The sequence below is a fragment of the Bradyrhizobium genosp. P genome (assembly GCF_049949265.1).
In the GTDB taxonomy this organism is placed as follows: Bacteria; Pseudomonadota; Alphaproteobacteria; order Rhizobiales; family Xanthobacteraceae; genus Bradyrhizobium.
Window position 1 is genome coordinate 9,807,963 of sequence record NZ_CP188195.1, and the last position, 21,029, is coordinate 9,828,991.

The following is a 21,029-nucleotide window of genomic DNA, read 5'->3' on the forward strand; positions in this document are numbered from 1 at the left end:
CCTCACGCGTCCTCCGCCACCACCATGTAGTTCACGTCAATGTCGGACGAGATGGTCCATTTGTCGGCGAGCGGGTTGTAGACCACGCCGGCCTGGTCGGTGATGGTCAAGCTGACGTCGGCGAGATAGCGCGCGAGTTCGGGCGGGGTGACGAACTTGCTCCATTCATGAGTGCCGCGCGGCAGCCAGCGCAGCACATATTCGGCGCCGACGATCGCCAGCGCAAAGCTCTTCCAGTTGCGGTTCAGCGTCGAGACCACCATCAGCCCGCCGGGCTTGAGCATCGCCGCGCAGCGCTTGAGGAAGGCGCCGACATCGACGACGTGCTCGACCACCTCCATCGCCAGCACGATGTCGAAGCGCTCGCGCACGTCCATCTCCTCCAGCGTCGTGCAGCGGTAGTCGATCGACAGATGGCCCTTGTCGGCGTGCAGTTTCGCCGCGGCGATGTTGCTGGCGGAGGGATCGATCCCGATCACCTGGGCGCCGAGCCGGGTGAATGGTTCGCACAACAGCCCGGCACCGCAGCCGATGTCGAGGATGCGCAGGCCCGACAGGCAGCTCAGGCTCTTGGCGTTGCGTTCGAATTTGCGGCACGCGGCGTCGCGGATATAGGTCAGCCGCAGCGGATTGATCTTGTGCAGCGGCGCCATCTTGCCGCGCGGATCCCACCACTCGTCCGACAGTTTCGAGAATTTCGCTATCTCGGCCGGATCGACCGAGCTGGCGGAGGAAGTGGAAACAGTTGATTGCATGGCCATGGTTGCGCGCGCCCCTATCGCGCGGTGATCGAACTGCGGAACGCCAACGGCGAGGCGATGGTTTTGATCTTCTCGAAGCCCTCACCGACGCCGCGGATGGTGACGTCGCCGTAGTTCAGGATGCGCCCCAAAATGCTCTGGTTGACGTCGACGCTCTCGACCTTGTCGAGGCTCATCTCGAAAGTGCGCCGCTTGATGAATCCGGTCTTGTGCACGACGCGGAGATTGGTGACGTCGGTTTCCGTGGTCCAGCGGTGGAACCAGGCCTGGATGGTCCAGTACAGCGCTGCGATTGCCACCACGGCCGCGGACGCAAGGCATGCCAGCATGAGGCTGTCGACGGCGACCATCCGCGACAGGATCAAAAGTGCCACCACCACGATCCAGGCCACGATCGCCGGCCAATAGAAGATCCAGTGCGCGTTGGTCGAATACAGCACCTTTTCGCCAGGCTGCAGGATATCGTCGATATAACGCCCCATACCATCGCCTCGAGTTACCCCAGCGCCACAGCTCACCCGCGGCCGCCCGAAACGCCCCAAAAACACCCACAAGAGACCCAAAGGAACCAGCTTGCCCCCGGGCGCGGCGCTATGTATACGCGCGTTTCGGTGCCTGCGCTTGCGGTTTTCGGCGCGGGTTACCCTACTTATCCTCTTAAAGGAACAGACGCGTCGTCATGGGCCGCCTCGTGATGAAATTCGGCGGTACGTCCGTCGCCAATATTGATCGAATCCGCAATGTCGCGCAGCATGTGAAGCGCGAGGTCGACGCTGGCCACGAGGTCGCCGTCGTGGTGTCGGCGATGTCCGGCAAGACCAACGAACTGGTCGCCTGGTGCACCGACGCCTCGCCGATGCACGACGCGCGTGAATATGACGCGATCGTCGCCTCCGGCGAACAGGTCACCTCCGGGCTGCTCGCCATCGTGCTGCAGGGCATTGGCATCCAGGCGCGCTCCTGGCAGGGCTGGCAGATCCCGATCAAGACCTCCGATGCCCACGCCTCGGCGCGCATCCTCGATATCGACGGTACCGAGATCATCAACCGCTTCAGGGACCGCAAGGAAGTCGCCGTGATCGCCGGCTTCCAGGGCATCAACCCGCAAACCGGCCGCATCACCACGCTCGGGCGCGGCGGCTCCGACACCTCGGCGGTGGCGATCGCGGCTGCGCTGCGTGCCGACCGCTGCGACATCTATACCGACGTCGATGGCGTCTACACCACCGACCCGCGGGTGGTGCCGAAGGCGCGCCGGCTCGACAGGATCGCCTTCGAAGACATGCTGGAACTGGCCTCGCAGGGCGCCAAGGTGCTGCAGGTCCGCTCGGTGGAACTCGGCATGGTGCACAACATGCCGATCTTCGTCCGCTCCAGCTTCGACAAACCAGAGGATATCGACCCGCACGCCAACCAGCCGCCGGGCACGCTGATCTGCAGCGAGGAGGAAATCATGGAAATGCACGTCGTCACCGGCATCGCCTTCTCCAAGGACGAAGCCCAGATTTCCGTGCGCCAGATCGAGGATAAGCCGGGCGTCGCCGCCTCGATCTTCGGGCCGCTGGCGGATGCCAATATCAACGTCGACATGATCGTGCAGAACGTGTCCGAGGACGGCAAGACCACCGACCTCACCTTCACCGTTCCGGCGACCGACTATAATCGCGCCAAGGATACGATTACCTCTGCCAAGGCGAAGATCGGCTATATCAGGCTCGACACCGCGACCGACGTCGCCAAGGTTTCGGTGATCGGCAGCGGCATGCGCAGCCATGCCGGCGTCGCGGCCAAGGCGTTCAAGGCGCTGTCGGAGCGCAATATCAACATCCGCGCCATCACGACCTCCGAGATCAAGTTCTCGGTACTGATCGACGCCGCCTACACCGAACTCGCGGTGCGCACCCTGCACACGGTGTACGGGCTCGATCAGGCGTAGGATTCCTCTCCAAACCCTCTTCCCCCCAAAAGGGGAAGGGAAGAGAGCCTGCACACCCGCCGGCCCAGAGTTAGAATTTCTCTTAGCGGGCGCAGCATTAGGCTGACGCAGACGTTATTTGCTACTGGCAGGCGTTTTGCTTGGCAATGCAAGCTTCGATTGGCTATACGGCCAGTCAGGTGGGCTGCCGCAAACTGTGCCACAGTTTTGGCGATCCTGATTCGGCGGGGACCGGCGCTTGCGGCAACGCCGAATCACTAAAATTGTCGGGTTTGATGCGTTTTGTGCCAGCGGCCGCACCCTCGGTGCGCTGGCTTGGCGGGGGAGGATCGAAGGACATGCGGAGCGCGTCGGGAGGCCCCCGCGTCCTGTTGAGACGGCTCCGCGAAACCATGGCGGAGCAAGTCTCCGCTCAGGAACGCCTCGACAAGATCGTGGTGCTGATCGCGGCCAACATGGTGGCCGAGGTCTGCTCGACCTATGTGCTGCGGGTCGACAACACGCTGGAATTATACGCCACCGAGGGTCTGAACCGCGACGCTGTGCACCGCACCGTGCTGAGCGCGCATGAGGGCCTTGTCGGCCTCGTCGCCAGCGAGGCGACGCCGCTGAACCTCAACGACGCGCAGAGCCATCCGGCATTCTCCTACCGCCCGGAGACCGGCGAAGAAATCTATCACTCGTTCCTCGGCGTGCCGATCCTGCGCGCCGGCAACACGCTCGGCGTGCTCGTGGTGCAGAACCGCGCCAAGCGCACCTATGTCGAGGAAGAGGTCGAGGCGCTGCAGACCACCGCCATGGTGGTGGCGGAGATGATCGCCTCCGGCGAGCTCGCAGCCCTGGCGCAGCCCGGCGCGGAGCCCGCGGCGCGGCACTCGCTGCACAAGACCGGCGCGGTGCTTTCCGACGGCATCGCGCTCGGTCATGTCGTGCTGCACGAGCCGCGCGTCGTCATCACCAATTACATTGCCGAGGATCTGCCGAAGGAGGTCAAGCGGCTCGACACGGCGCTGACCAACCTGCGCGCCGATCTCGACCGCATGCTGGAGCGCGGCGACGTCGCCGAAGGCGGTGAACACCGCGAAGTGCTGGAAGCCTATCGCATGTTCGCCAACGACCAGGGCTGGTCGCACAAGCTGCACGAGGCCGTCGCCACCGGCCTCACCGCGGAGGCCGCCGTCGAACGCGTGCAATCCGACACCCGCGCGCGCATGCTGCGTTCCACCGATCCATATTTGCGCGACCGCCTGCACGATCTCGAGGATCTCGGCCATCGCCTGATGCGGCAACTGGTCGGTCAGGATCACGCGCCGTCGCGCGAGCAACTGCCCGACAATGCGATCCTGATCGCCCGCGCGATGGGCCCGGCGGCGCTGCTCGACTATGACCGCAAGCGGCTGCGCGGCCTGGTGCTGGAGGAAGGCACCGCGAATTCCCACGTCTCGATCGTGGCGCGCGCGCTCGGGATCCCCGCCGTCGGCGGGGTGCCGAACGCGCCTGGAATCGCCGACCCCGGCGATGCCATCATCGTCGATGGCATCACGGGCGATATCTATGTGCGCCCTTCCGCCGAGATCGAGTCCGCCTACGCCGAGCGCGTCCGCTTCCGCGCACGGCGGCAGGCGCAATATTCGGCGCTGCGCGACAAGCCCTGCGTCACCAAGGACGGCCAGCCGATCGAGCTTCTGATCAATGCCGGCCTGACCATCGACCTGCCGCATATCGAGGACACCGGCAGCGCCGGCATCGGCCTGTTCCGCACCGAGTTGCAGTTCATGGTGAGCCCGAGCCTGCCGCGCTCCAGCGACCAGCTCGCGCTGTACCGCACCGTGCTCGACGCCGCGGGCGCAAAGCCCGTCACCTTCCGCACGCTCGACATCGGCGGCGACAAGGCGCTGCCTTATATGGAGACGGTGACCGAGGAGAATCCTGCGCTGGGCTGGCGCGCGATCCGGCTCGGCCTCGACCGCCCCGGCCTGTTGCGCGGGCAGATTCGCGCGCTGCTGCGCGCCGGCGGCGGCCGCGCGCTCAAGATCATGTTCCCGATGATCTCCGACGTCGCCGAGTTCGACCAGGCCAAGGCGATCGTCGAGCGCGAGCTGACCTATCTGCGCCAGCACGGCCATTCGCTGCCCGAGCGCATCGATATCGGCACCATGGTGGAAGTGCCGGCCCTGCTCTACCAGCTCGACGAGCTGCTCGCGAAGGTCGACTTCGTCTCGGTCGGCTCGAACGATCTGTTCCAGTTCCTGTTCGCGGTCGACCGCGGTAACGCCAAGGTCTCCGAGCGTTTCGACACCATGTCGGCGCCGATCATGCGCGCGCTGCGCGACATCGTGCGCAAGGCGCAAGCCGCCAAGAAGGTCGCCTCGCTATGCGGCGAGATGGCGTCGAAACCGATCGGCGCGCTGGCGCTGATCGCGCTCGGCTATCGCTCGCTGTCGCTGTCGGCGACCGCCCATGGCCCGGTCAAGGCGCTCATCATCGACCTCGACGCCAAGAAGGCGGAGGCGATGATCCATCCGCTGCTCGATGCGCCGTCCGGCAGCGTGTCGATCCGCGAAGCGCTGACGAAGTTTGCCGAAGCCGAGGGGCTGGCCTTGTAGCGACGCTCGCGTCGCCTCCACCGCCTTCCATCGTCCGCGATTTGAGAATCTGCCATGCTGCCCGAAGCCAAACTCGACATCCTGCTCGCCCACCACGCTTCGCTGGAGGCCGAGCTGCTCGGCCAGGTCAATTCCGAGCGTTACGTGCAGATCACGCGCGAGCTTGCCGAACTCAATCCGCTGATCGATGCGGTGAAGGCTTATCGTTCCACGCGGACGGAGCTTGCTGGCGCCGAAGCGTTGCTGGCGGATTCGGCCGATGATCCCGAGATGCGCAGCATGGCGGAGGCCGAGCTGGAGACGCTGCAGGCGCGCGTCGGCGAGCTCGAGCAGAAGATCCGCGTGGCGCTGTTGCCCAAGGACGCCATGGACGACCGCAACGTGGTGCTGGAAATCCGCGCCGGCACCGGCGGCGACGAGGCCTCGTTGTTCGCCGGCGACCTGTTCCGGATGTATGAGCGCTTCGCCGCCTTGCAGGGCTGGAAGGTCGAGGTGATCTCGGCCAGCGAAGGCACCGTCGGCGGCTACAAGGAAATCATCGCCGAGGTACAGGGCCGCGGCGCTTTTGCGAAACTGAAATTCGAATCCGGCGTGCATCGCGTGCAGCGCGTACCCGATACCGAGACCCAGGGCCGCATCCATACCTCGGCCGCAACCGTCGCGGTGCTGCCAGAGGTCGAGGACGTCGACGTCGACATCAAGACCGACGATCTGCGGATCGAAACCATGCGGGCGCAGGGCGCCGGCGGCCAGCACGTCAACAAGACCGAATCGGCGATCCGCATCACCCACATCCCGACCGGCATCGTGGTGATGATGCAGGACAGCCGTTCGCAGCACAAGAACCGCGCCTCGGCGATGAACATCCTGCGCTCGCGCATCTATGATGCCGAGCGCCAGCGCGTCGACGCCGTGCGTTCAGCCGACCGCAAGGAGAAGGTCGGCTCCGGCGACCGCTCCGAGCGCATCCGGACCTATAATTTTCCGCAAGGTCGCGTCACCGACCACCGCATCAATTTGACGCTCTACAAGCTGCCGCAGGTGATTGCAGGCGAGGCAATCGGCGAACTGATCGACGCGCTGACCACCGAGCACCAGGCCGCGCAACTTGCGGCGCAAGGTGCCGCGGCGTGACCACGTCGGTAGCCCGGATGGAGCGAAGCGAAATCCGGGAGCAATCCATCCTCGCGCGCGATTCCCTGATTGCGCTTCGCTCGATCCGGGCTACGGAAAGGTGTTTTCCGTGAGCCACTTTGCTGGCCAAACGATCGAGGCGGCGCGACGCGCACTTACCGCGCGTCTCAGGGCCACCGGCAACGACTCCGCCGAGCTCGATGCCCGGCTGCTGGTCGGCGCGGCACTCGGCCTCGACCTGACCGGCATGATCAGGGCTGCGAGCCGTACGCTGACAGCGGCCGAATCAGATCATTTGGAGACCCTGGCCCGGCGTCGCCTGGCCGGCGAGCCGGTGGCGCGCATCCTCGGGGTCAGGGAGTTCTGGGGGCTGCCGCTAAAACTCTCCGCCGCGACGCTGGTGCCGCGGCCGGACACCGAGACGGTGGTCGAGCGCGCGCTGGAGCTACTGCGTGCCGACGGCGCGATCGATCGTCCGCTGCGGTTAGCCGATCTCGGCACCGGCTCGGGCGCGATCCTGCTGGCACTGCTGTTCGAACTGCCCGACGCGCGGGGCTTCGGCACCGATATTTCGACGGACGCCCTTGCGACGGCACAGGAGAACGCCGCGCAGTTCGGGCTTGCCGATCGCGCAACCTTCATCACCTGCGACTATGCCAGTGGCCTGACCGGCCCGTTTGACCTGATCGTCTCGAATCCGCCCTATATCCGTTCCGCCGACATCGCCAGTCTCGCCACCGAGGTGCGCGACCATGACCCGAGCGCGGCGCTCGACGGAGGCCTGGACGGGCTCGATGCCTACCGGGCGCTGATCGCGCAATCCGCGGGCCTGCTGGCCCCGAACGGCCTCCTCGTTGTGGAGGCCGGCCAGGGTCAAAGCGGGGACATTGACGCACTGATGATGGTGGCCGGATTATCCCCAACCGGGCTGCCCAAGGCCGACCTGGCAGGCATCCCGCGGGCGGTTTCCGCCCGCCGGTTGCCCCGATAAAGTCCTATTGGAACGCAAAAAAACCTCTTGGAATATCCCCCGGGAACGACTACGTTCCGGCCACAACGTCGGTACTGGCCCCGTAGCCTACGGGTGATGACCAGGGCTCTTGAGCGAGAGCCCGCCGATCAAAAGGTTCCAAACCGCAGGTCACATTGAGCGCAATAGCCAGAGCTGTGCTGCTCTCGACCGCCAAGCGAACGAAAGCCTGTTATTGCGCTTGAAGACTTACGCGAGAGAACTGGGCCTGTCTCGACGGGCGGAATGATTAGGTCGCCGGCGAGACCCGCTAGCGGTTGGGGAACGCGTCTTTGCTGAACGCGACTTTGCTGAACGAGATGGTCGGCGACATCGAAGCCAATTTGGACGGTATTGCGATTCCGTGCGCGTAACTGCGCGCCGAATCGAACGAGGCTATGAACTGATAACTTCAGGGCTGGAATAAAGGCGACATATGAGAAACGGTCAGAATAACAAGCGAATGCGCAACCGCAATAACAACAATAATAACAACAACAACAATAACAATAACCGGCGCGGCCAGAATCCCCTGACACGGGTGTACGAATCGAACGGGCCCGATATCAAGATCCGCGGCACTGCCTCGCACGTCGCCGAAAAGTACGTCCAGCTCGCTCGTGATGCGCGCTCTTCGGGCGACCCGGTCGCCGCCGAGAACTACTACCAGCACGCCGAACACTATTACCGGATCATTGCGGCCGCCCAGGAGCAGTTCCGGCAGAACCAGCAACTGCCGCGCCCCGACAACGAGGTGACGCAATCCGACGACGGCGATGACGATAGCGACGGCTATTCGAGCTTCGGCCAGGAGCCGGGCCTCGGGCCGCAGCAGCAGCCGCAACCCTATGTGCGCGAAAACGGCCAGCAGCTTTACCAGCGCGACCAGCAGCAGCGTGACCACCAGCCGCGCGAGCACCGCGAACGCGAGCATCGTCCGCAGCCACAGCAGTATCAGCCGCAGCCGCCGAACCAGCCCCAGCCGGTGCTGGCCGATGCCGGCGGTGTCGATCGCCTGCCATCCTTCATCACCGGCGGCGCGCAGCCCCCGGTCAGTGGCGCCTTTGAAGGCAATGGCGGTGCTGAACGCAGCGAGCGTGGCGAGCGTTTCCCGCGCCGTCGCCGCCGTCCGAACGGACCGCGCCCCGAGATGGCTGCGCAGCCCGCGCCGAGCGAGGACTTCAATCCGGGCAACGAATAAGGCCTCGGATCGATTCCAAAAGACAGGGCGGGGCCACTCTGAAAGTAGAGGGTGGGCGACCCGCCCTTTTCTTTGGGTTATCCGCGCGTCGACGACGGCACCAGCACCGGCTGCAGCGACGGAATCAGCCGCGTGCGTTCACGGCGCGCGGGAATCGCGCGGTAGACCTGCTTGCTCGCTTCGACGATATGCACGCCGGCGAATGGCAGCGACAGCGCCGCACCGACCCGCTCCCACGCCATTGCCGAACGCAGGAACCAGCCGCTTGCGACCGGCGGCACGAATAGCGCCTCGCCCCACGAGGTCGGCGTGAACCAGGTCTGCCGCAGCAATTGCGTGATTTGCGCACGCGAATAGGGCCGGCCATGACCGAACGGCGTGGCGTCGGTACGCGTCCACACGCCGCGGCGATTCGGAATCACCGCGATCAACCGCCCCGACGGCGCCAACACCCGCCAGACCTCGCGCAACAGCCGCTCGGGATCGTCGGACATTTCCAGTGCATGCACCAGCAGCACGCGGTCGACCGCGGCATCCTGCAGCGGCATCGAGAATTCATCGATCAGGGTCGCCAGCGCCGGCCGCCCGGTTGGCCATTTCAACACCCCTTGGGCCGCCGGCATGAAGGCAATGCAGCGCTCGCAGGACTCGCGGAACAGGCCGAGATAGGGCGTCGGATAGCCGAGCCCGAGCACGCGCTGCCCCTCCGCATCGGGCCATCGGCCACGGATGCCGCGGTTGATCAGCTGCCGCGCCACGATGCCGAGGCGCTGCGAATAGAAATCCCGGAGGTCAATGACGTCCATAACCCCAACCTAACATGCCGCCCTCAGCCGCGGCGCGCGGAAATTTGCGTTGCCACGTGAGCGTTAACGCCATATTTCACCCTTATATTTGGTTGGTTGGCGTCGACACCCCGGTACTTCGTGGAGATATCATGGCTGCAGAAATTCGCACCTTCACCTGCCTCACCGATAATTTCGGTTATCTGATCCACGATCCCGCAACCAAGGCGACGGCGTCGATCGATGCGCCCGAGGCCGGCCCGATCATCAAGGCGCTGGAGCGCGAGGGCTGGACGCTGACCGACATCCTGATCACCCACCACCATGGCGACCATATCGGCGGCGTCGCCGAGCTGAAGCAGAAATACGGTTGCCGCGTCATCGCACCGCACGACAGATCGGCAAAGATCGCCAATGTCGACCTGCGCACCGCCAATGGTGACGTGATCAAGGTTGGCAACCTCCTGGCCCGGGTGGTGGAGACGCCCGGCCACACGCTCGACCATATTTCCTATGTGTTCGATGGCGAGAAGGCGGTGTTTGCCGCTGACACGCTATTCTCGATCGGATGCGGACGCGTGTTCGAAGGCAACTACCCCATGATGTGGGATTCGCTTCTGAAACTGCGCGCGCTGCCGGACGACTTCCGGCTCTATTGCGGTCACGAATACACCGCCTCGAACGTCAAGTTCGCGCTGACCGTCGAACCGGACAATCCGGCACTGCAGGCGCGCGCGGCGGAGGTGACCAAACTGCGCGCCGAGAACCAGCCGACGATCCCGACGCTGCTCGGCGACGAGAAGAAGGCCAATGTGTTCCTGCGCGCGGACGAACCGTCGGTCGCGGCCAAACTGCACATGAAGGGTGCCGGTCCGGCCGAGGTGTTCGGCGAGCTCCGCGAGCGCAAGAACAAGTCCTGATGCCCCAGCCCTCGGCTGCCGACATCATCGCGCGGCTCGAGCTCAAGCCGCATCCCGAAGGCGGTCATTATCGCGAGACGTTTCGCGACAAGAGCTGCGACGCCAACGGGCGCGCGTGCTCGACCGCGATCTATTTCCTGCTGGCACGCGGCGAGCGTTCGCACTGGCACCGCATCGACGCGGTCGAGGTCTGGCATCACTACGCCGGCGCGCCGCTGATTCTGCAGATCGCGCACGAGGGCTGCACCCGGCACACAATTCGGCTCGGTCCCGATGTGGCTGCCGGCGAGCGGCCGCAGGCGATCGTGCCGGCGGATGCATGGCAGGCCGCGGAGAGCACCGGCGACTGGACACTGGTCGGCTGCACGGTGGCGCCAGGATTCGAGTTTGCAAATTTCGAGCTAGCACCGAAGGGCTGGGAGCCCGCTTCGTAGTCCGCTTCGTAGGATGGGTGGAGCGAAGCGATACCCATCGACTTTTGCCCGCGCGGCGAGATGATGGGTATCGCTGCGCTCCACCCATCCTACATTCTCTTCCTCCACACCATGTCCTTGGCCGCGATCAAGCCGCCGCCGGCGATCAGGAGCGCTGATATCGCGATGTTGGCGCTGGGCTGTGCGAAGCCGGCAAGAATCAGGAAGGCGGTCGAGAGCAACGGCGTGGCATAGGACGCAGCGCCGAGCACGCGGATGTCACCGCGCTTCATGCCGATGTCCCAGGCGAAGAACGCCGCGCCGACCGGGCCGATGCCGAGCGCTACGATGGCAAGCCATTGCAGCGGGCTCGCCGACCAGACCGTAGTCTCCACCAGCATGTGCACGAGCGCGGCAAGTAGCGCGGTCACCAGACAGAAGCCCGCCACCGCGTCGGTCGGCACCGCCTTGAGGCGGCGCGACATCACCGAGTAGGACGCCCAGACAAAGGCGGCGACGAAGGCTGCCGCCAGCCCCGGGATCTGGCCCTGCGTGAAGCTTCCGGTGTTACCGGCAAGCAGCAGCACCGTTCCGACAAGGCCGAGCAGCGCGCCGATGATGTGATGCGCGGCGAGCCGCTCGCCCGGCAGCAGCGAAGAGAACAGCACGATCAGCAGCGGCCAGAGATAATTGAGCAGCCCGGCTTCCGCCGGCGGGGCAAAGCGCAGCGAGAGGAAATACAGCGCGTGATAGCCGAACAGCCCGCCGACACCGACGATCCAGGCGATCGGCGGCTGCTTCAACGCGCCGAAGGCGGACGGGCGAAACAGGAAGCTCGCAAACGCAACCGTGGCGCCGATCGCGAAAGTCATGGCGGCGAGCTGAAACGCCGGAATCGTTCCGGTCGCGACCGTCATGACCGACAGCAGCGACCACATCAGGATGGCGGTCAGTCCGACGAGGGTGGCGGTGCGGGGAGTCATCAGGGCGTTCGGCCATGCATGTCTTCGTTTCGGCCTCCCCTTGTAAAGACGTCAATGCCCGGCACAAGGCCGGGCATGAGAACTTTATTGATAGTGGATGCGGCGCAACGACGCCGACATTAGGCGTGATACTGACCGCCATTGATGGTCAGCGTCGAGCCGGTGATGAAGCCGGCATCGTCAGCGGCCAGGAACACGACCGCGCGCGCGATTTCCTCGGGCTCACCGAGGCGGTTGACCGGAATCTGCGGGATCACGTTCTTCTCCAGCACATCCTTCGGCACCGCCTGCACCATCTCGGTATTGATGTAACCGGGCGCGATCACATTGACGGTGATGCCGCTCTTGGCGTTCTCGATCGCCAGCGCCTTGGTGAAACCGATATCGCCGGCCTTCGCCGCCGAATAATTGACCTGGCCGAACTGGCCCTTCTGGCCGTTGATCGAGGAGATCGAGACGACGCGGCCGAACTTGCGGGCGCGCATGCCCTCGATCACTTGGCGTGTCATGTTGAACAACGAGCCGAGATTGGTGTTGATCACGGCATTCCACTGCTCAAGCGTCATCTTGTGGAAGGCGGTATCGCGGGTGATGCCGGCATTATTCACCAGGACATCGATCGGGCCGAGTTCAGCCTCGACCTTCTTCACGCCCTCCGCGCAGGCGTCGAACGAGGCGACATCCCATTTGTAGACGGGGATGCCGGTATCGGCCTTGAACTTCTCCGCCGCGGCGTCATTGCCGGCGTAGCTCGCCGCCACCTTGTAGCCCGCCGCTTTCAGCGCCTTGCTGATCGCGGCTCCGATACCCCGCGTACCACCCGTCACCAATGCAACACGTGCCATGTCCGTCTCCTCCTTGGCCGTCTTTTATAAACCGGAATAGCTCCGGTTCTTTGCACTCACTCAACAAAGCGCGATGAGATCAAGTTCAATCGTCATCGCGCTTTAGCTCCCTTTTTGAGCATGATCTTTTCGGAAAACCGCTTCACACTTTTCCGGATCATGCTTTCACAAAAACAAAAATGCCCGGCGCGAAGCCGGGCATCATGTTTATCAGCTCGCGCCGCGGTTGACAGATGATCTTTTCATCACCTAACCGGCCTCGCTGCCTTTTGTTCAGTCGCGTGCAACGCACATCGCGATGCCCATGCCGCCGCCGATGCACAGCGTGGCGAGGCCCTTCTTGGCGTCGCGCTTCTGCATCTCGTGCAGCAGCGTCACCAGGACGCGGGCGCCGGAGGCGCCGACCGGGTGACCGATCGCGATCGCGCCGCCATTGACGTTGACCTTGGAGGTATCCCAGCCGAGATCCTTGTTGACCGCGCAGGCCTGCGCCGCGAAGGCTTCATTGGCCTCGATCAGGTCGAGATCACCGACGCTCCAGCCGGCCTTCTTCAGCGCGGTGCGCGAAGCGGGAATCGGACCGGTGCCCATGATCTTGGGATCGACGCCGGCCTGGCCCCACGACACGATGCGGGCCAGCACGGTCTTGCCCTGCCTGGCCGCTTCCTTGGCGGTCATCAGCACCACGGCGGCCGCGCCGTCATTTATGCCCGACGCGCTGCCGGCAGTGACGGTGCCGTCCTTTTCGAAAGCCGGCTTCAGCTTGGCCATCGCGTCGATGGTGGCGCCATGCCGCGGATATTCGTCGTCGGCCACGATGATGTCACCCTTGCGCGATTTGATGGTGACGGGGACGATCTCGTCCTTGAACCTGCCGGCCTTCTGCGCGGCCTCGGCCTTGTTCTGCGAGTGGACCGCGAACTCGTCCTGCTGCGCGCGGGTGATCTGATACTGCCGCGCAACGTTCTCGGCGGTGTTACCCATGTGGTAGCCGTTGAAGGCGTCCCACAGACCGTCCTTGATCATGGTGTCGATGAACTCGAGGTTACCCATCTTGACGCCGCCGCGCAGATATTGCGCATGCGGGGCCATGCTCATGGATTCCTGTCCGCCGGCAACGACGATGGAGGAATCGCCGTTGAGCAGCGCCTGATAGCCGAGTGCGACGGTGCGCAGGCCGCTGCCGCAGAGCTGGTTGACGCCCCAGGCCGGGCTTTCCACCGGGATGCCGGCCGCGATCGAAGCCTGGCGGGCCGGGTTCTGGCCCTGCGCCGCGGTAAGGATCTGGCCCATAATGACTTCCGAGACCTGACCCGGCTCAACACCCGCGCGCTCCAGCGCCGCCTTGATGGCGATCGCGCCGAGATCATGCGCAGGGGTGGTGGCGAACGCGCCGTTGAAGCTGCCGACCGGGGTGCGGGCGGCGCTGACGATGACAACATCGTCTGACATGGACATCTCCTTCTGGTTGTAAGCTTGGTTTCTCGACGGCGGGCGGCCGGTTGGCGGGCCTGTCTCTTGATTCTATCCTGTTAACCTAGTCATCGCGTGTCAATTGCCCAGTGGCGCTATTCGCGTCGCGACGCACTCAAAATGACGCTCTTGGCACTTTCCTGAGCAATACCTATGCTTTGGAATTAACCGTGCCGCACAAAACGGTAGCCGAACCGCTTTGAAAATGCTTACCTTTGCTGCGATGCGTTGCATTTAGCCCTGCGGCGATGCTGCCGGGTTCCAGGTCCTTCGGCGTTGAAATGTGAGCCCATGGCAAAAACTGACCAACCGACCACGATCAAAAAATACGCTAACCGGCGGCTCTATAATACCGGTACGAGCACCTACGTCACGCTCGAGGATCTCGCCGCGATGGTCAAGGAAGGCGAGGATTTCCTCGTCTATGACGCCAAGAGCGGCGACGACATCACCCGCTCCGTGCTGGCGCAGATCATCTTCGAACAGGAAAACAAGGCCGGACAGAATCTGCTGCCGACCACGTTCCTGCGGCAGCTGATCCGCTTCTACGGCGACAGCATGCAGATGGTGGTGCCTAAATTTCTCGAACAATCGCTCGCGACGCTGACCAATGAGCAGGAAAAGTTTCGCAAGCAGATCGCGGGCGCACTGAGCGGCACGCCGTTTGAGCCACTGCAAGAACAGGTCCGCCGCAACATGGAGCTGTTCCAGCAGACCTTCTCGATGTTCAAGCCGTTCGTGCCGCCGCGCGTCGGCACGGAGCTGGAGAAGGTGGCGGAGCCCGCGGTCGAGGACAACAACATCGACGACCTCCGCCGTCAGATGAAGGACATGCAGGAACGCCTCGAGCGCATGTCACAGCCGGTAAAGAAGGACGAGTAGGTTTTCTCGTCTCTATCGTCGCCCCGGCGAAAGCCGGGGCCCATAACCGCAAATGCTCGTTGGTTATGCGAGGCGTCTCCTCGATAGCCTCATTGAAGGGCCGCGGCGTATGGGTCCCGGTTTTCACCGGGACGACACAATTAGCTTGGCCAGCGATTGCGATTCAACCCGCTGCCGGCAGCACTTTCTCCGCCGACGGGCTCCACGGCCGGTCCGGTGATGCAAGCCCGATCAGGCGGCCCTGGATGAAGTCGCAGCCCCATTCGCGCAGCATCGCAGCCGCCTCTTCGTCCTGCACCCATTCGGCGACCGTCTTGATCTCGAGGCGCCGCGCAAGATCTATCAGCGTCTGCACAAAGGCACGATCATCCGCCGAGCGCGCGATATTCTGCACGAAGGCGCCGTCGATCTTCACGATGTCCACGCCGAGCTTGCGCAGATTGCGGAACGAGGTGTAGCCAGCGCCGAAATCGTCGATCGCGATCCGGCTGCCGAAATTCTTCAACCGCGTGACGAAGCCGCGGACGTCGTCGATGTCCTGGATCGCGACCGTCTCGGTGATCTCGACGATCAGCCGCTCGCCGACGCCGGGATGCGCGCGCATCAGCGATTCGATCGTGGTCCACCAGTCCGGATCCATCGTGGTATCCGGCGAGATGTTGAGGCTGAGCTGTATGTCCGGCGCGACCGCAAGTTCCGCGACGGCAAGCTCGAGCACGCGGTGATCGACCATCCGGATCAGGCCAAGCCGCTCGGCGACCGGCACGATGTCGGGCGCAAGCAGCGCCCGGCCATCGTCCTGTTCCATGCGGACCAGGCATTCGTAGAACGCCGGTTGCCGCGAGCGCGCGTCGACGACGGGTTCGAACCCGACCACGATCCGCCGCTCGTTCAGCGCGGTGACGATCTCGTCGGTGACGCGGATGTTGACGCGGCGCTGGGCGTCGCGCTCGACATTCGGTTTCCACAGCGCGAACGATCCGGCGCGGCGGCTCTTGGCGGCGTCCAGCGTCTCCTGAGCGCGGTTGATCGCTTCCTCCGCGGACCTCGCGTATCGCGGGATGGTGACGGCGCCGATCGAGACGGTTACCGACACCGGACCGGATCGGGTCGGCACCACCTCGTCGCGCACCGCGGCGAGGAAGCGCTCGGCCGCGACATTGGTGTCGTCGACGGTGCAATTGCGCAGGATCAGACCGAACTTGTTGCCGGAGAAGCGGCCGAGCATGTCGCCGCTGCGCAGCCGCGCGCGAATCCGCTTCGCGACCTCGGCGATGACGGCGTCGGCGACATCGAATCCGAAAGCCTCGTTGACCCGCGCCAGATGATCGATACCGATCAGCATGAAGGCGCAGGACGAGCGAAAGCGCGCGCACTCCTCGATCGTCTCGGCGAGCGAGGCGATCAGATGGGTGCGGTTGAGTTCGTTGGTGAGCGGGTCGTGCCGCGACAATATCAGCAGTTGCTCGTCGCGGGCATGACGCTCGTTGTTGACGCGAACGACGCCCTGCACCCGGGCCGGCTTGCCGTCCGCGCCGGCGAACCAGCAGCCGGTCTCCTCGATCCAGAGGATGGGGGCCGCGCTGGTGGCACGAACGCCGTATTCGATCCGGTAAGGGACGGCCTCGCCGCTCCGCGCCGGCGCACCTTCGCCGAGCACCTCTGATCGTACCGCGCGTGACGGCTCGATCAGCTTGGCGAGCTCGGCGCCGCTCGAAAACCGTTGTACTGGAATGTCGGGAAATACCGCCGCGACATTGTCGCTCCAGGCGATCGCATCGGTCGCAAGATCCCAGGCGAACGTTGCCTGGCCGAGCGCGGCGAGGATGCTGGCAGCTGGCGGGACAGAGGGCATCAAGCTTGCCTCGATTTGGGACACCACCCGGTGAGCCTACACTCGAAGATAGTGGTTCCGGTGAATCGGACGCTAGGTGAAGTTGATAAATAATCTGGAAACCACATTTGGCGATGGCCGGGAACGGATCAGGCGCGCTCGGCATAAGCCTTGCGATGGGAACGTTACAGGGGACTAGCGTCCCAAAACGTAACAGTTCAGCCAGGTCCTGTTCGCCATGTCCGATATCGATCAATCAGACGTTCTGGACGGCGAGGTCACCAGCGATCGCGGAGCGATCAGCGATCACGGAGCCCCGTGCACCGCGCTGGTGCCGCTCGCCACGACAACGCATTGGGCGCCCAAGGTCCCGCTGGCTCATGCCGATCCGTCCTTCGTCACCCAGCTGATTGCGACCGCCGAGCACGAACCGCAGACGCGCAGCCTGCGACGGGGATCAGCGGCCGATGCGCAGAGCGCCTACGGCCCGCATGTCAGCGAGCGCCGCAGCGTGGCGCGGCGGACCAGGCAGATCATCTAGGAATTCCAGAGCGTTTTCGAGCGAAGTGGACGCCGGTTCGCGTGAAGAAAACGCGTCAAACAAGAATCTAGAGCTTCGGTTCTGATTCAATCAGAACCGAAATGCTCTAGGAGTGCGGCGCTGGATCCGACGGCGCGTGGCCACCCGGCTGCAGATCGGGAGAGGCGACCGCAGGCTTTGGTGCGGCCTGATCGAGCAGTACGGATTCCGCTACAGAAGCCGCCGGTGGAACCGGTGAGGCCGGGACTGGTGCGGCCGCTGGTGACTGGGCGGGCACAGGAGCAGGGGCGGCCACGGGCGCAGGATTGGCTTGCGGCGTGTCGGCCACCACCGGCTCGAACTTGTGTGCGTGCGCGACCGGCACCGCCAGCGCGCGGCGGCGCGTGCGCAGCGCAATTCCGGAGATGAAATCGACCAGCGCAAGCAGCGTCAGCAGGCAATAGGTCGAGTTGCCGAATTTCGGCCAAAGCACAAATTCAGCCGCCGCCGCGCCGAACACGATCAGCGACAGCAGATGATCGGTGAGGTATTTGGCGCCCGGCCGCGCGCCCTTGATGACCTCGAGCAGCAGCAGCAGCACACCGGCTGCAAGCAGCATATCGCCCAGCGTGACCGGCCAGACCTCGCCCGACATCAAAGTTAACTTGATCAGCGGGTCCGTGAAGGACAGGCCGGGCATCAGGAAGACGATGATGTTGTAGACCGCGAGCGGAATCAGGAGCAGCGGAAAACCGACCATCGGGGCAGGCCTTAATCAGGGAGAACCGAGCAAGGCGGCGATGCACCGGCATCGCCGCGGACGAGCGCGTCTTGACCGCGCTCGTTGGCCGAATTCAGGCGCCACGCCGCAAGATTGCGGCGCGCGAGCCGACCGTTTGATCAGGACTCTTTCTTGGCCTTCAGGACCTGGCGGCCCTTGTACATGCCGGTCTTCAGGTCGAGGTGGTGCGGGCGGCGCAGTTCGCCGGAGTCCTTGTCCTCGACATAGGTCGGGGTCTTGAGCGCATCGGCCGAACGGCGCATGCCACGGCGCGACGGCGAGGTTTTTCTTCTGGGAACGGCCATGACGGTGTCCTCTAGGGGTGTTGCGGAGGCATCGTCCAAAATGGGGACGGGCTCAGCGCTTGGAGCGCGCAAGCTGCGATGCCGGTAAGGCCGCGCTTATAGAGGAAGGGACCGGGTAATGCTAGGGTCGGGGACTGCAAAAAGCGCCCGAAATCGCCCTCAAGAGCCGCGATTTTCGCGCCAGCAGCGCTCGACGGCGTTGCCCCGGGCCATATAGGTCCCGGACAGCCGGCGAACCCCAGGGCCCGGGTTCCGGGCACTCCGTTTGACCGGATTGGGCAGGATCGCCGCCAACAGCGCCGCCTCCCTCGGCGATAGCGCCGCGGCCGAACGGCCGAAGGCGTATTGGGCACCAGCTTCGGCGCCGAACTGCCCGGACGGGCCCATCTCGGCGATGTTGAGGTAGATTTCCAGGATCCGCTGTTTGGGCAGCACGAAATCGATCCAGAGCGCGAGCGGCAGTTCCAAACCCTTGCGGATCACGCTGCGGCCGGACCACAGGAACAGATTCTTGGCGACCTGCTGTGTAATGGTCGAGCCGCCACGCGCCACCTCGCCATCCTCGGCGTCGTTCATCACCTCGCGCAGCGCCCCCCAATCGACGCCACGGTGCTTGCAGAAATGAACGTCCTCCGAGCCGACCACCGAGCGCGGCAGATAGGGCGAAATCGCGCTGAAATCGACCCAATTTCGCGTCACCGGGGCGCCGGTCAGGGTCCGCCACGCCATCAAGGCCGAGACCGGGTGGCCGGTGCGGTAGAACGGCGCCACTAGATACGGCAGGAGCAGCAGGGCCAGCAAAATCAGCAATAAAATTCGGACGATGCGCAAAACGGAGGTTTCCGGCTCGAACGCGGTCCCGCCCGCCAGAAAACGGCCGGCGCCCAGCTGACGTCTGTATGATAATTCACGGTTTTTCCAGCACTTTTAAGGCGCGATCCGTCGCAGGGTGGAATTGACGAAGCCGATGCCATCAACGATTGTCCGGCCGAAAATCGATCTGGAGCAATTCTTAATGACGACCGGTAGTGCAGAATTTTCCAAGCGGCTCGACCAGACCGCGGAAGATACCGAGGCCCTGCTTGCAAATCTGCTGTCTGATGCGACCGTAACAGACGAGATCGTGCGCCCGAAGCGGCTGATCGAGGCGATGCGCTATTCCAGCCTCGGCGGCGGAAAGCGGCTGCGGCCATTCCTGGTGGTCGAGAGCGCGGCGGTATTCGGCGTGCCCCGCGAGGCGGCGCTGATGGCGGGTGCGGCGCTCGAATGCATCCACTGCTATTCGCTGATCCATGACGATCTGCCGGCTATGGACAATTCCGACCTGCGCCGCGGCCGCCCGACCCTGCACAAGGCCTATGACGACGCCACCGCGATCCTCGCCGGCGACGCGCTGCTGACGATCGCGTTCGACATCATCACCCGCGACGCGATCCACAAGGACGCCACTGTCCGCCTGCTCTTGACCCGCGCGCTGGCGCGGGCGTCAGGCATTGGCGGCATGGCCGGCGGCCAGATCCTCGACCTCGCCGGCGAAGGCCGCTTCGGCGATCGTGAGCCGGTCGACGTCGCCCGGCTGCAGCAGATGAAGACCGGTGCTTTGTTGCGCTTCGGCTGCATCGCCGGCGCGATCCTTGGCCAGTCCTCGCAGAAAGAATATCAGGCGCTCGACGATTACGGCAGAGCACTCGGCGAAGCCTTCCAGATCGCTGACGACCTGCTCGACGTCGAGGGCGACTCGGCCGCGCTCGGCAAGCCGGCCGGAGCGGACGCAGCGCTGGGCAAGACGACATTCGTCACCCAGCTCGGCATCGAGGGCGCGAAGCAGCGCGTGCGCGATCTGCTGGCGCGTGCCGATGCCGCGCTGTCGCTGTTCGGAGCGAGGGGCGACGTGCTGCGCGCGGCCGCGCGCTTCGTGGCCGAGCGCAAGAACTAGCGCTGACGTGCGGTGCTGAAATGAGCAAGGAGTTCGACGAACACCTTGTTCGTTTCCGCAAGCAGCCGATGCCGGTCCGCGTGGTGCTGGGCTGGCCGCGCACGTTCGTGGCGTTTGCCTTCGGCATCGCCGTCTGCCTGTTGCTGCCGGATTCGCGGCGGCTGGTGACGCGTCTTCTCGCCGGTTGGGATGCGTTCGCCGTGCTGTATCTTGTGCTGGTTTATGTGATGATGTTCCGCTGTGGTGTCGCCTACATCAAGCGCAACGCGGCGATGCAGGACGACGGCCGTTTTCTGATCCTGCTGCTGACCGCTATCGGTGCGCTGGCGAGCCTCGCGGCCATCGTGTTCGAGCTTGGCGCATCCAAGAACGGCTCAACCGGAGTGCTGGCGGTCGCCACGATCGCGTTGTCATGGACGGTGGTCCATACTGCCTTCGCGCTGCATTACGCCCACGAATTCTATCGCGGCAAGACGCCCGGCGGCCTGCAGTTCCCGAGCGGCGAGGAGCATGTCGCCGCCGATTATTGGGACTTCGTGTATTTCTCGTTCGTGATCGGCATGACCGCGCAGGTCTCCGATGTCGGCATCACCGACAGGATCATCCGTCGCACCGCGACCGTGCACGGCATCATCTCGTTCGTGTTCAACACGGCCCTGCTGGCGTTGATGGTAAATATCGCGGCGAGCGCGATTTAGCCTTCAC

21 protein-coding genes are annotated in these 21,029 nt (G+C 64.3%); 11 read left to right on the plus strand and 10 right to left on the minus strand.

Annotated elements, in window-relative coordinates:
• Nucleotides 1–2 precede the first annotated feature (2 nt).
• Together ubiG and ACP2YO_RS47180 are read right to left on the minus strand one after the other, a co-directional pair.
• A complete protein-coding gene (gene ubiG / locus ACP2YO_RS47175; RefSeq protein WP_426437950.1) occupies nucleotides 3–761 on the minus strand; it encodes a bifunctional 2-polyprenyl-6-hydroxyphenol methylase/3-demethylubiquinol 3-O-methyltransferase UbiG in 759 nt (252 codons plus the stop codon).
• Nucleotides 762–775: 14 nt separating this feature from the next.
• On the minus strand, nucleotides 776–1,243 hold the full coding sequence (locus ACP2YO_RS47180) for a PH domain-containing protein (RefSeq protein ID WP_426437951.1): 468 nt from the start codon (nucleotides 1,241–1,243) through the stop codon (nucleotides 776–778).
• 197 nt (nucleotides 1,244–1,440) lie between these two features.
• Between ACP2YO_RS47180 and ACP2YO_RS47185 the strand changes: the two genes are divergently transcribed.
• From ACP2YO_RS47185 to ACP2YO_RS47205, 5 genes are all read left to right on the plus strand, one after another.
• Complete coding sequence (locus ACP2YO_RS47185) at nucleotides 1,441–2,697, plus strand: aspartate kinase (protein WP_426437952.1); 1,257 nt, start codon at nucleotides 1,441–1,443, stop codon at nucleotides 2,695–2,697.
• A gap of 338 nt (nucleotides 2,698–3,035) precedes the next feature.
• Entirely contained in the window at nucleotides 3,036–5,303 is a 2,268-nt protein-coding gene (gene ptsP, locus ACP2YO_RS47190; RefSeq protein ID WP_426437953.1) for a phosphoenolpyruvate--protein phosphotransferase, read from the plus strand.
• A gap of 54 nt (nucleotides 5,304–5,357) precedes the next feature.
• Nucleotides 5,358–6,437: a peptide chain release factor 1 gene (gene prfA, locus ACP2YO_RS47195; RefSeq protein WP_426437954.1), complete on the plus strand. Its 1,080-nt coding sequence runs from the start codon at nucleotides 5,358–5,360 to the stop codon at nucleotides 6,435–6,437.
• A gap of 109 nt (nucleotides 6,438–6,546) precedes the next feature.
• On the plus strand, nucleotides 6,547–7,428 hold the full coding sequence (gene prmC / locus ACP2YO_RS47200) for a peptide chain release factor N(5)-glutamine methyltransferase (protein WP_426437955.1): 882 nt from the start codon (nucleotides 6,547–6,549) through the stop codon (nucleotides 7,426–7,428).
• 454 nt (nucleotides 7,429–7,882) lie between these two features.
• On the plus strand, nucleotides 7,883–8,647 hold the full coding sequence (locus ACP2YO_RS47205) for a DUF4167 domain-containing protein (protein ID WP_426437956.1): 765 nt from the start codon (nucleotides 7,883–7,885) through the stop codon (nucleotides 8,645–8,647).
• Nucleotides 8,648–8,724: 77 nt separating this feature from the next.
• On the opposite strand, the gene ACP2YO_RS47210 is transcribed toward ACP2YO_RS47205, so the two are convergent.
• The gene (locus ACP2YO_RS47210; RefSeq protein ID WP_426437957.1) at nucleotides 8,725–9,453 is read right to left on the minus strand and encodes a methyltransferase domain-containing protein; all 729 of its coding nucleotides are present in this window, start codon (nucleotides 9,451–9,453) and stop codon (nucleotides 8,725–8,727) included.
• A gap of 131 nt (nucleotides 9,454–9,584) precedes the next feature.
• On the opposite strand from ACP2YO_RS47210, the gene gloB reads away from it, so the two are divergent.
• On the plus strand, nucleotides 9,585–10,352 hold the full coding sequence (gene gloB / locus ACP2YO_RS47215; protein WP_426437958.1) for a hydroxyacylglutathione hydrolase: 768 nt from the start codon (nucleotides 9,585–9,587) through the stop codon (nucleotides 10,350–10,352).
• Nucleotides 10,352–10,786: a cupin domain-containing protein gene (locus ACP2YO_RS47220; protein ID WP_426437959.1), complete on the plus strand. Its 435-nt coding sequence runs from the start codon at nucleotides 10,352–10,354 to the stop codon at nucleotides 10,784–10,786. The genes gloB and ACP2YO_RS47220 overlap by 1 nt, the downstream gene beginning before the upstream one ends.
• Before the next feature lie 89 nt (nucleotides 10,787–10,875).
• Here the strand turns inward: ACP2YO_RS47220 and ACP2YO_RS47225 are convergent, their stop codons facing one another.
• The 3 genes from ACP2YO_RS47225 to ACP2YO_RS47235 all read right to left on the minus strand — a co-directional run bounded on the left by ACP2YO_RS47225 (nucleotide 10,876) and on the right by ACP2YO_RS47235 (nucleotide 14,045).
• The gene (locus ACP2YO_RS47225; protein ID WP_426437960.1) at nucleotides 10,876–11,748 is read right to left on the minus strand and encodes a DMT family transporter; all 873 of its coding nucleotides are present in this window, start codon (nucleotides 11,746–11,748) and stop codon (nucleotides 10,876–10,878) included.
• 119 nt (nucleotides 11,749–11,867) lie between these two features.
• Entirely contained in the window at nucleotides 11,868–12,593 is a 726-nt protein-coding gene (gene phbB / locus ACP2YO_RS47230; RefSeq protein ID WP_426437961.1) for an acetoacetyl-CoA reductase, read from the minus strand.
• 273 nt (nucleotides 12,594–12,866) lie between these two features.
• A complete protein-coding gene (locus ACP2YO_RS47235; RefSeq protein WP_426437962.1) occupies nucleotides 12,867–14,045 on the minus strand; it encodes an acetyl-CoA C-acetyltransferase in 1,179 nt (392 codons plus the stop codon).
• A 312-nt stretch (nucleotides 14,046–14,357) separates the two neighbouring features.
• Between ACP2YO_RS47235 and phaR the strand changes: the two genes are divergently transcribed.
• Entirely contained in the window at nucleotides 14,358–14,948 is a 591-nt protein-coding gene (gene phaR, locus ACP2YO_RS47240; protein ID WP_426437963.1) for a polyhydroxyalkanoate synthesis repressor PhaR, read from the plus strand.
• A 163-nt stretch (nucleotides 14,949–15,111) separates the two neighbouring features.
• Here the strand turns inward: phaR and ACP2YO_RS47245 are convergent, their stop codons facing one another.
• On the minus strand, nucleotides 15,112–16,803 hold the full coding sequence (locus ACP2YO_RS47245) for a putative bifunctional diguanylate cyclase/phosphodiesterase (protein WP_426437964.1): 1,692 nt from the start codon (nucleotides 16,801–16,803) through the stop codon (nucleotides 15,112–15,114).
• 217 nt (nucleotides 16,804–17,020) lie between these two features.
• Here ACP2YO_RS47245 and ACP2YO_RS47250 point away from each other — a divergent pair, with 217 nt between their 5' ends.
• Nucleotides 17,021–17,323: a hypothetical protein gene (locus ACP2YO_RS47250; protein ID WP_426437965.1), complete on the plus strand. Its 303-nt coding sequence runs from the start codon at nucleotides 17,021–17,023 to the stop codon at nucleotides 17,321–17,323.
• A gap of 106 nt (nucleotides 17,324–17,429) precedes the next feature.
• Here ACP2YO_RS47250 and ACP2YO_RS47255 read toward each other — a convergent pair whose 3' ends face one another.
• The 3 genes from ACP2YO_RS47255 to mtgA form a co-directional block, all read right to left on the minus strand.
• Nucleotides 17,430–18,062, minus strand: coding sequence for a hypothetical protein (locus ACP2YO_RS47255; protein WP_426437966.1), 633 nt, complete (start codon nucleotides 18,060–18,062; stop codon nucleotides 17,430–17,432).
• Between the two features lie 140 nt (nucleotides 18,063–18,202).
• Nucleotides 18,203–18,388, minus strand: coding sequence for a 50S ribosomal protein L32 (gene rpmF, locus ACP2YO_RS47260; RefSeq protein ID WP_044536294.1), 186 nt, complete (start codon nucleotides 18,386–18,388; stop codon nucleotides 18,203–18,205).
• A gap of 159 nt (nucleotides 18,389–18,547) precedes the next feature.
• A complete protein-coding gene (mtgA, locus tag ACP2YO_RS47265) occupies nucleotides 18,548–19,219 on the minus strand; it encodes a monofunctional biosynthetic peptidoglycan transglycosylase (protein ID WP_426437967.1) in 672 nt (223 codons plus the stop codon).
• A gap of 184 nt (nucleotides 19,220–19,403) precedes the next feature.
• Here mtgA and ACP2YO_RS47270 point away from each other — a divergent pair, with 184 nt between their 5' ends.
• Entirely contained in the window at nucleotides 19,404–20,324 is a 921-nt protein-coding gene (locus ACP2YO_RS47270) for a polyprenyl synthetase family protein (RefSeq protein WP_426437968.1), read from the plus strand.
• A gap of 20 nt (nucleotides 20,325–20,344) precedes the next feature.
• Nucleotides 20,345–21,022: a DUF1345 domain-containing protein gene (locus ACP2YO_RS47275; protein WP_426437969.1), complete on the plus strand. Its 678-nt coding sequence runs from the start codon at nucleotides 20,345–20,347 to the stop codon at nucleotides 21,020–21,022.
• Nucleotides 21,023–21,029 lie beyond the last annotated feature (7 nt).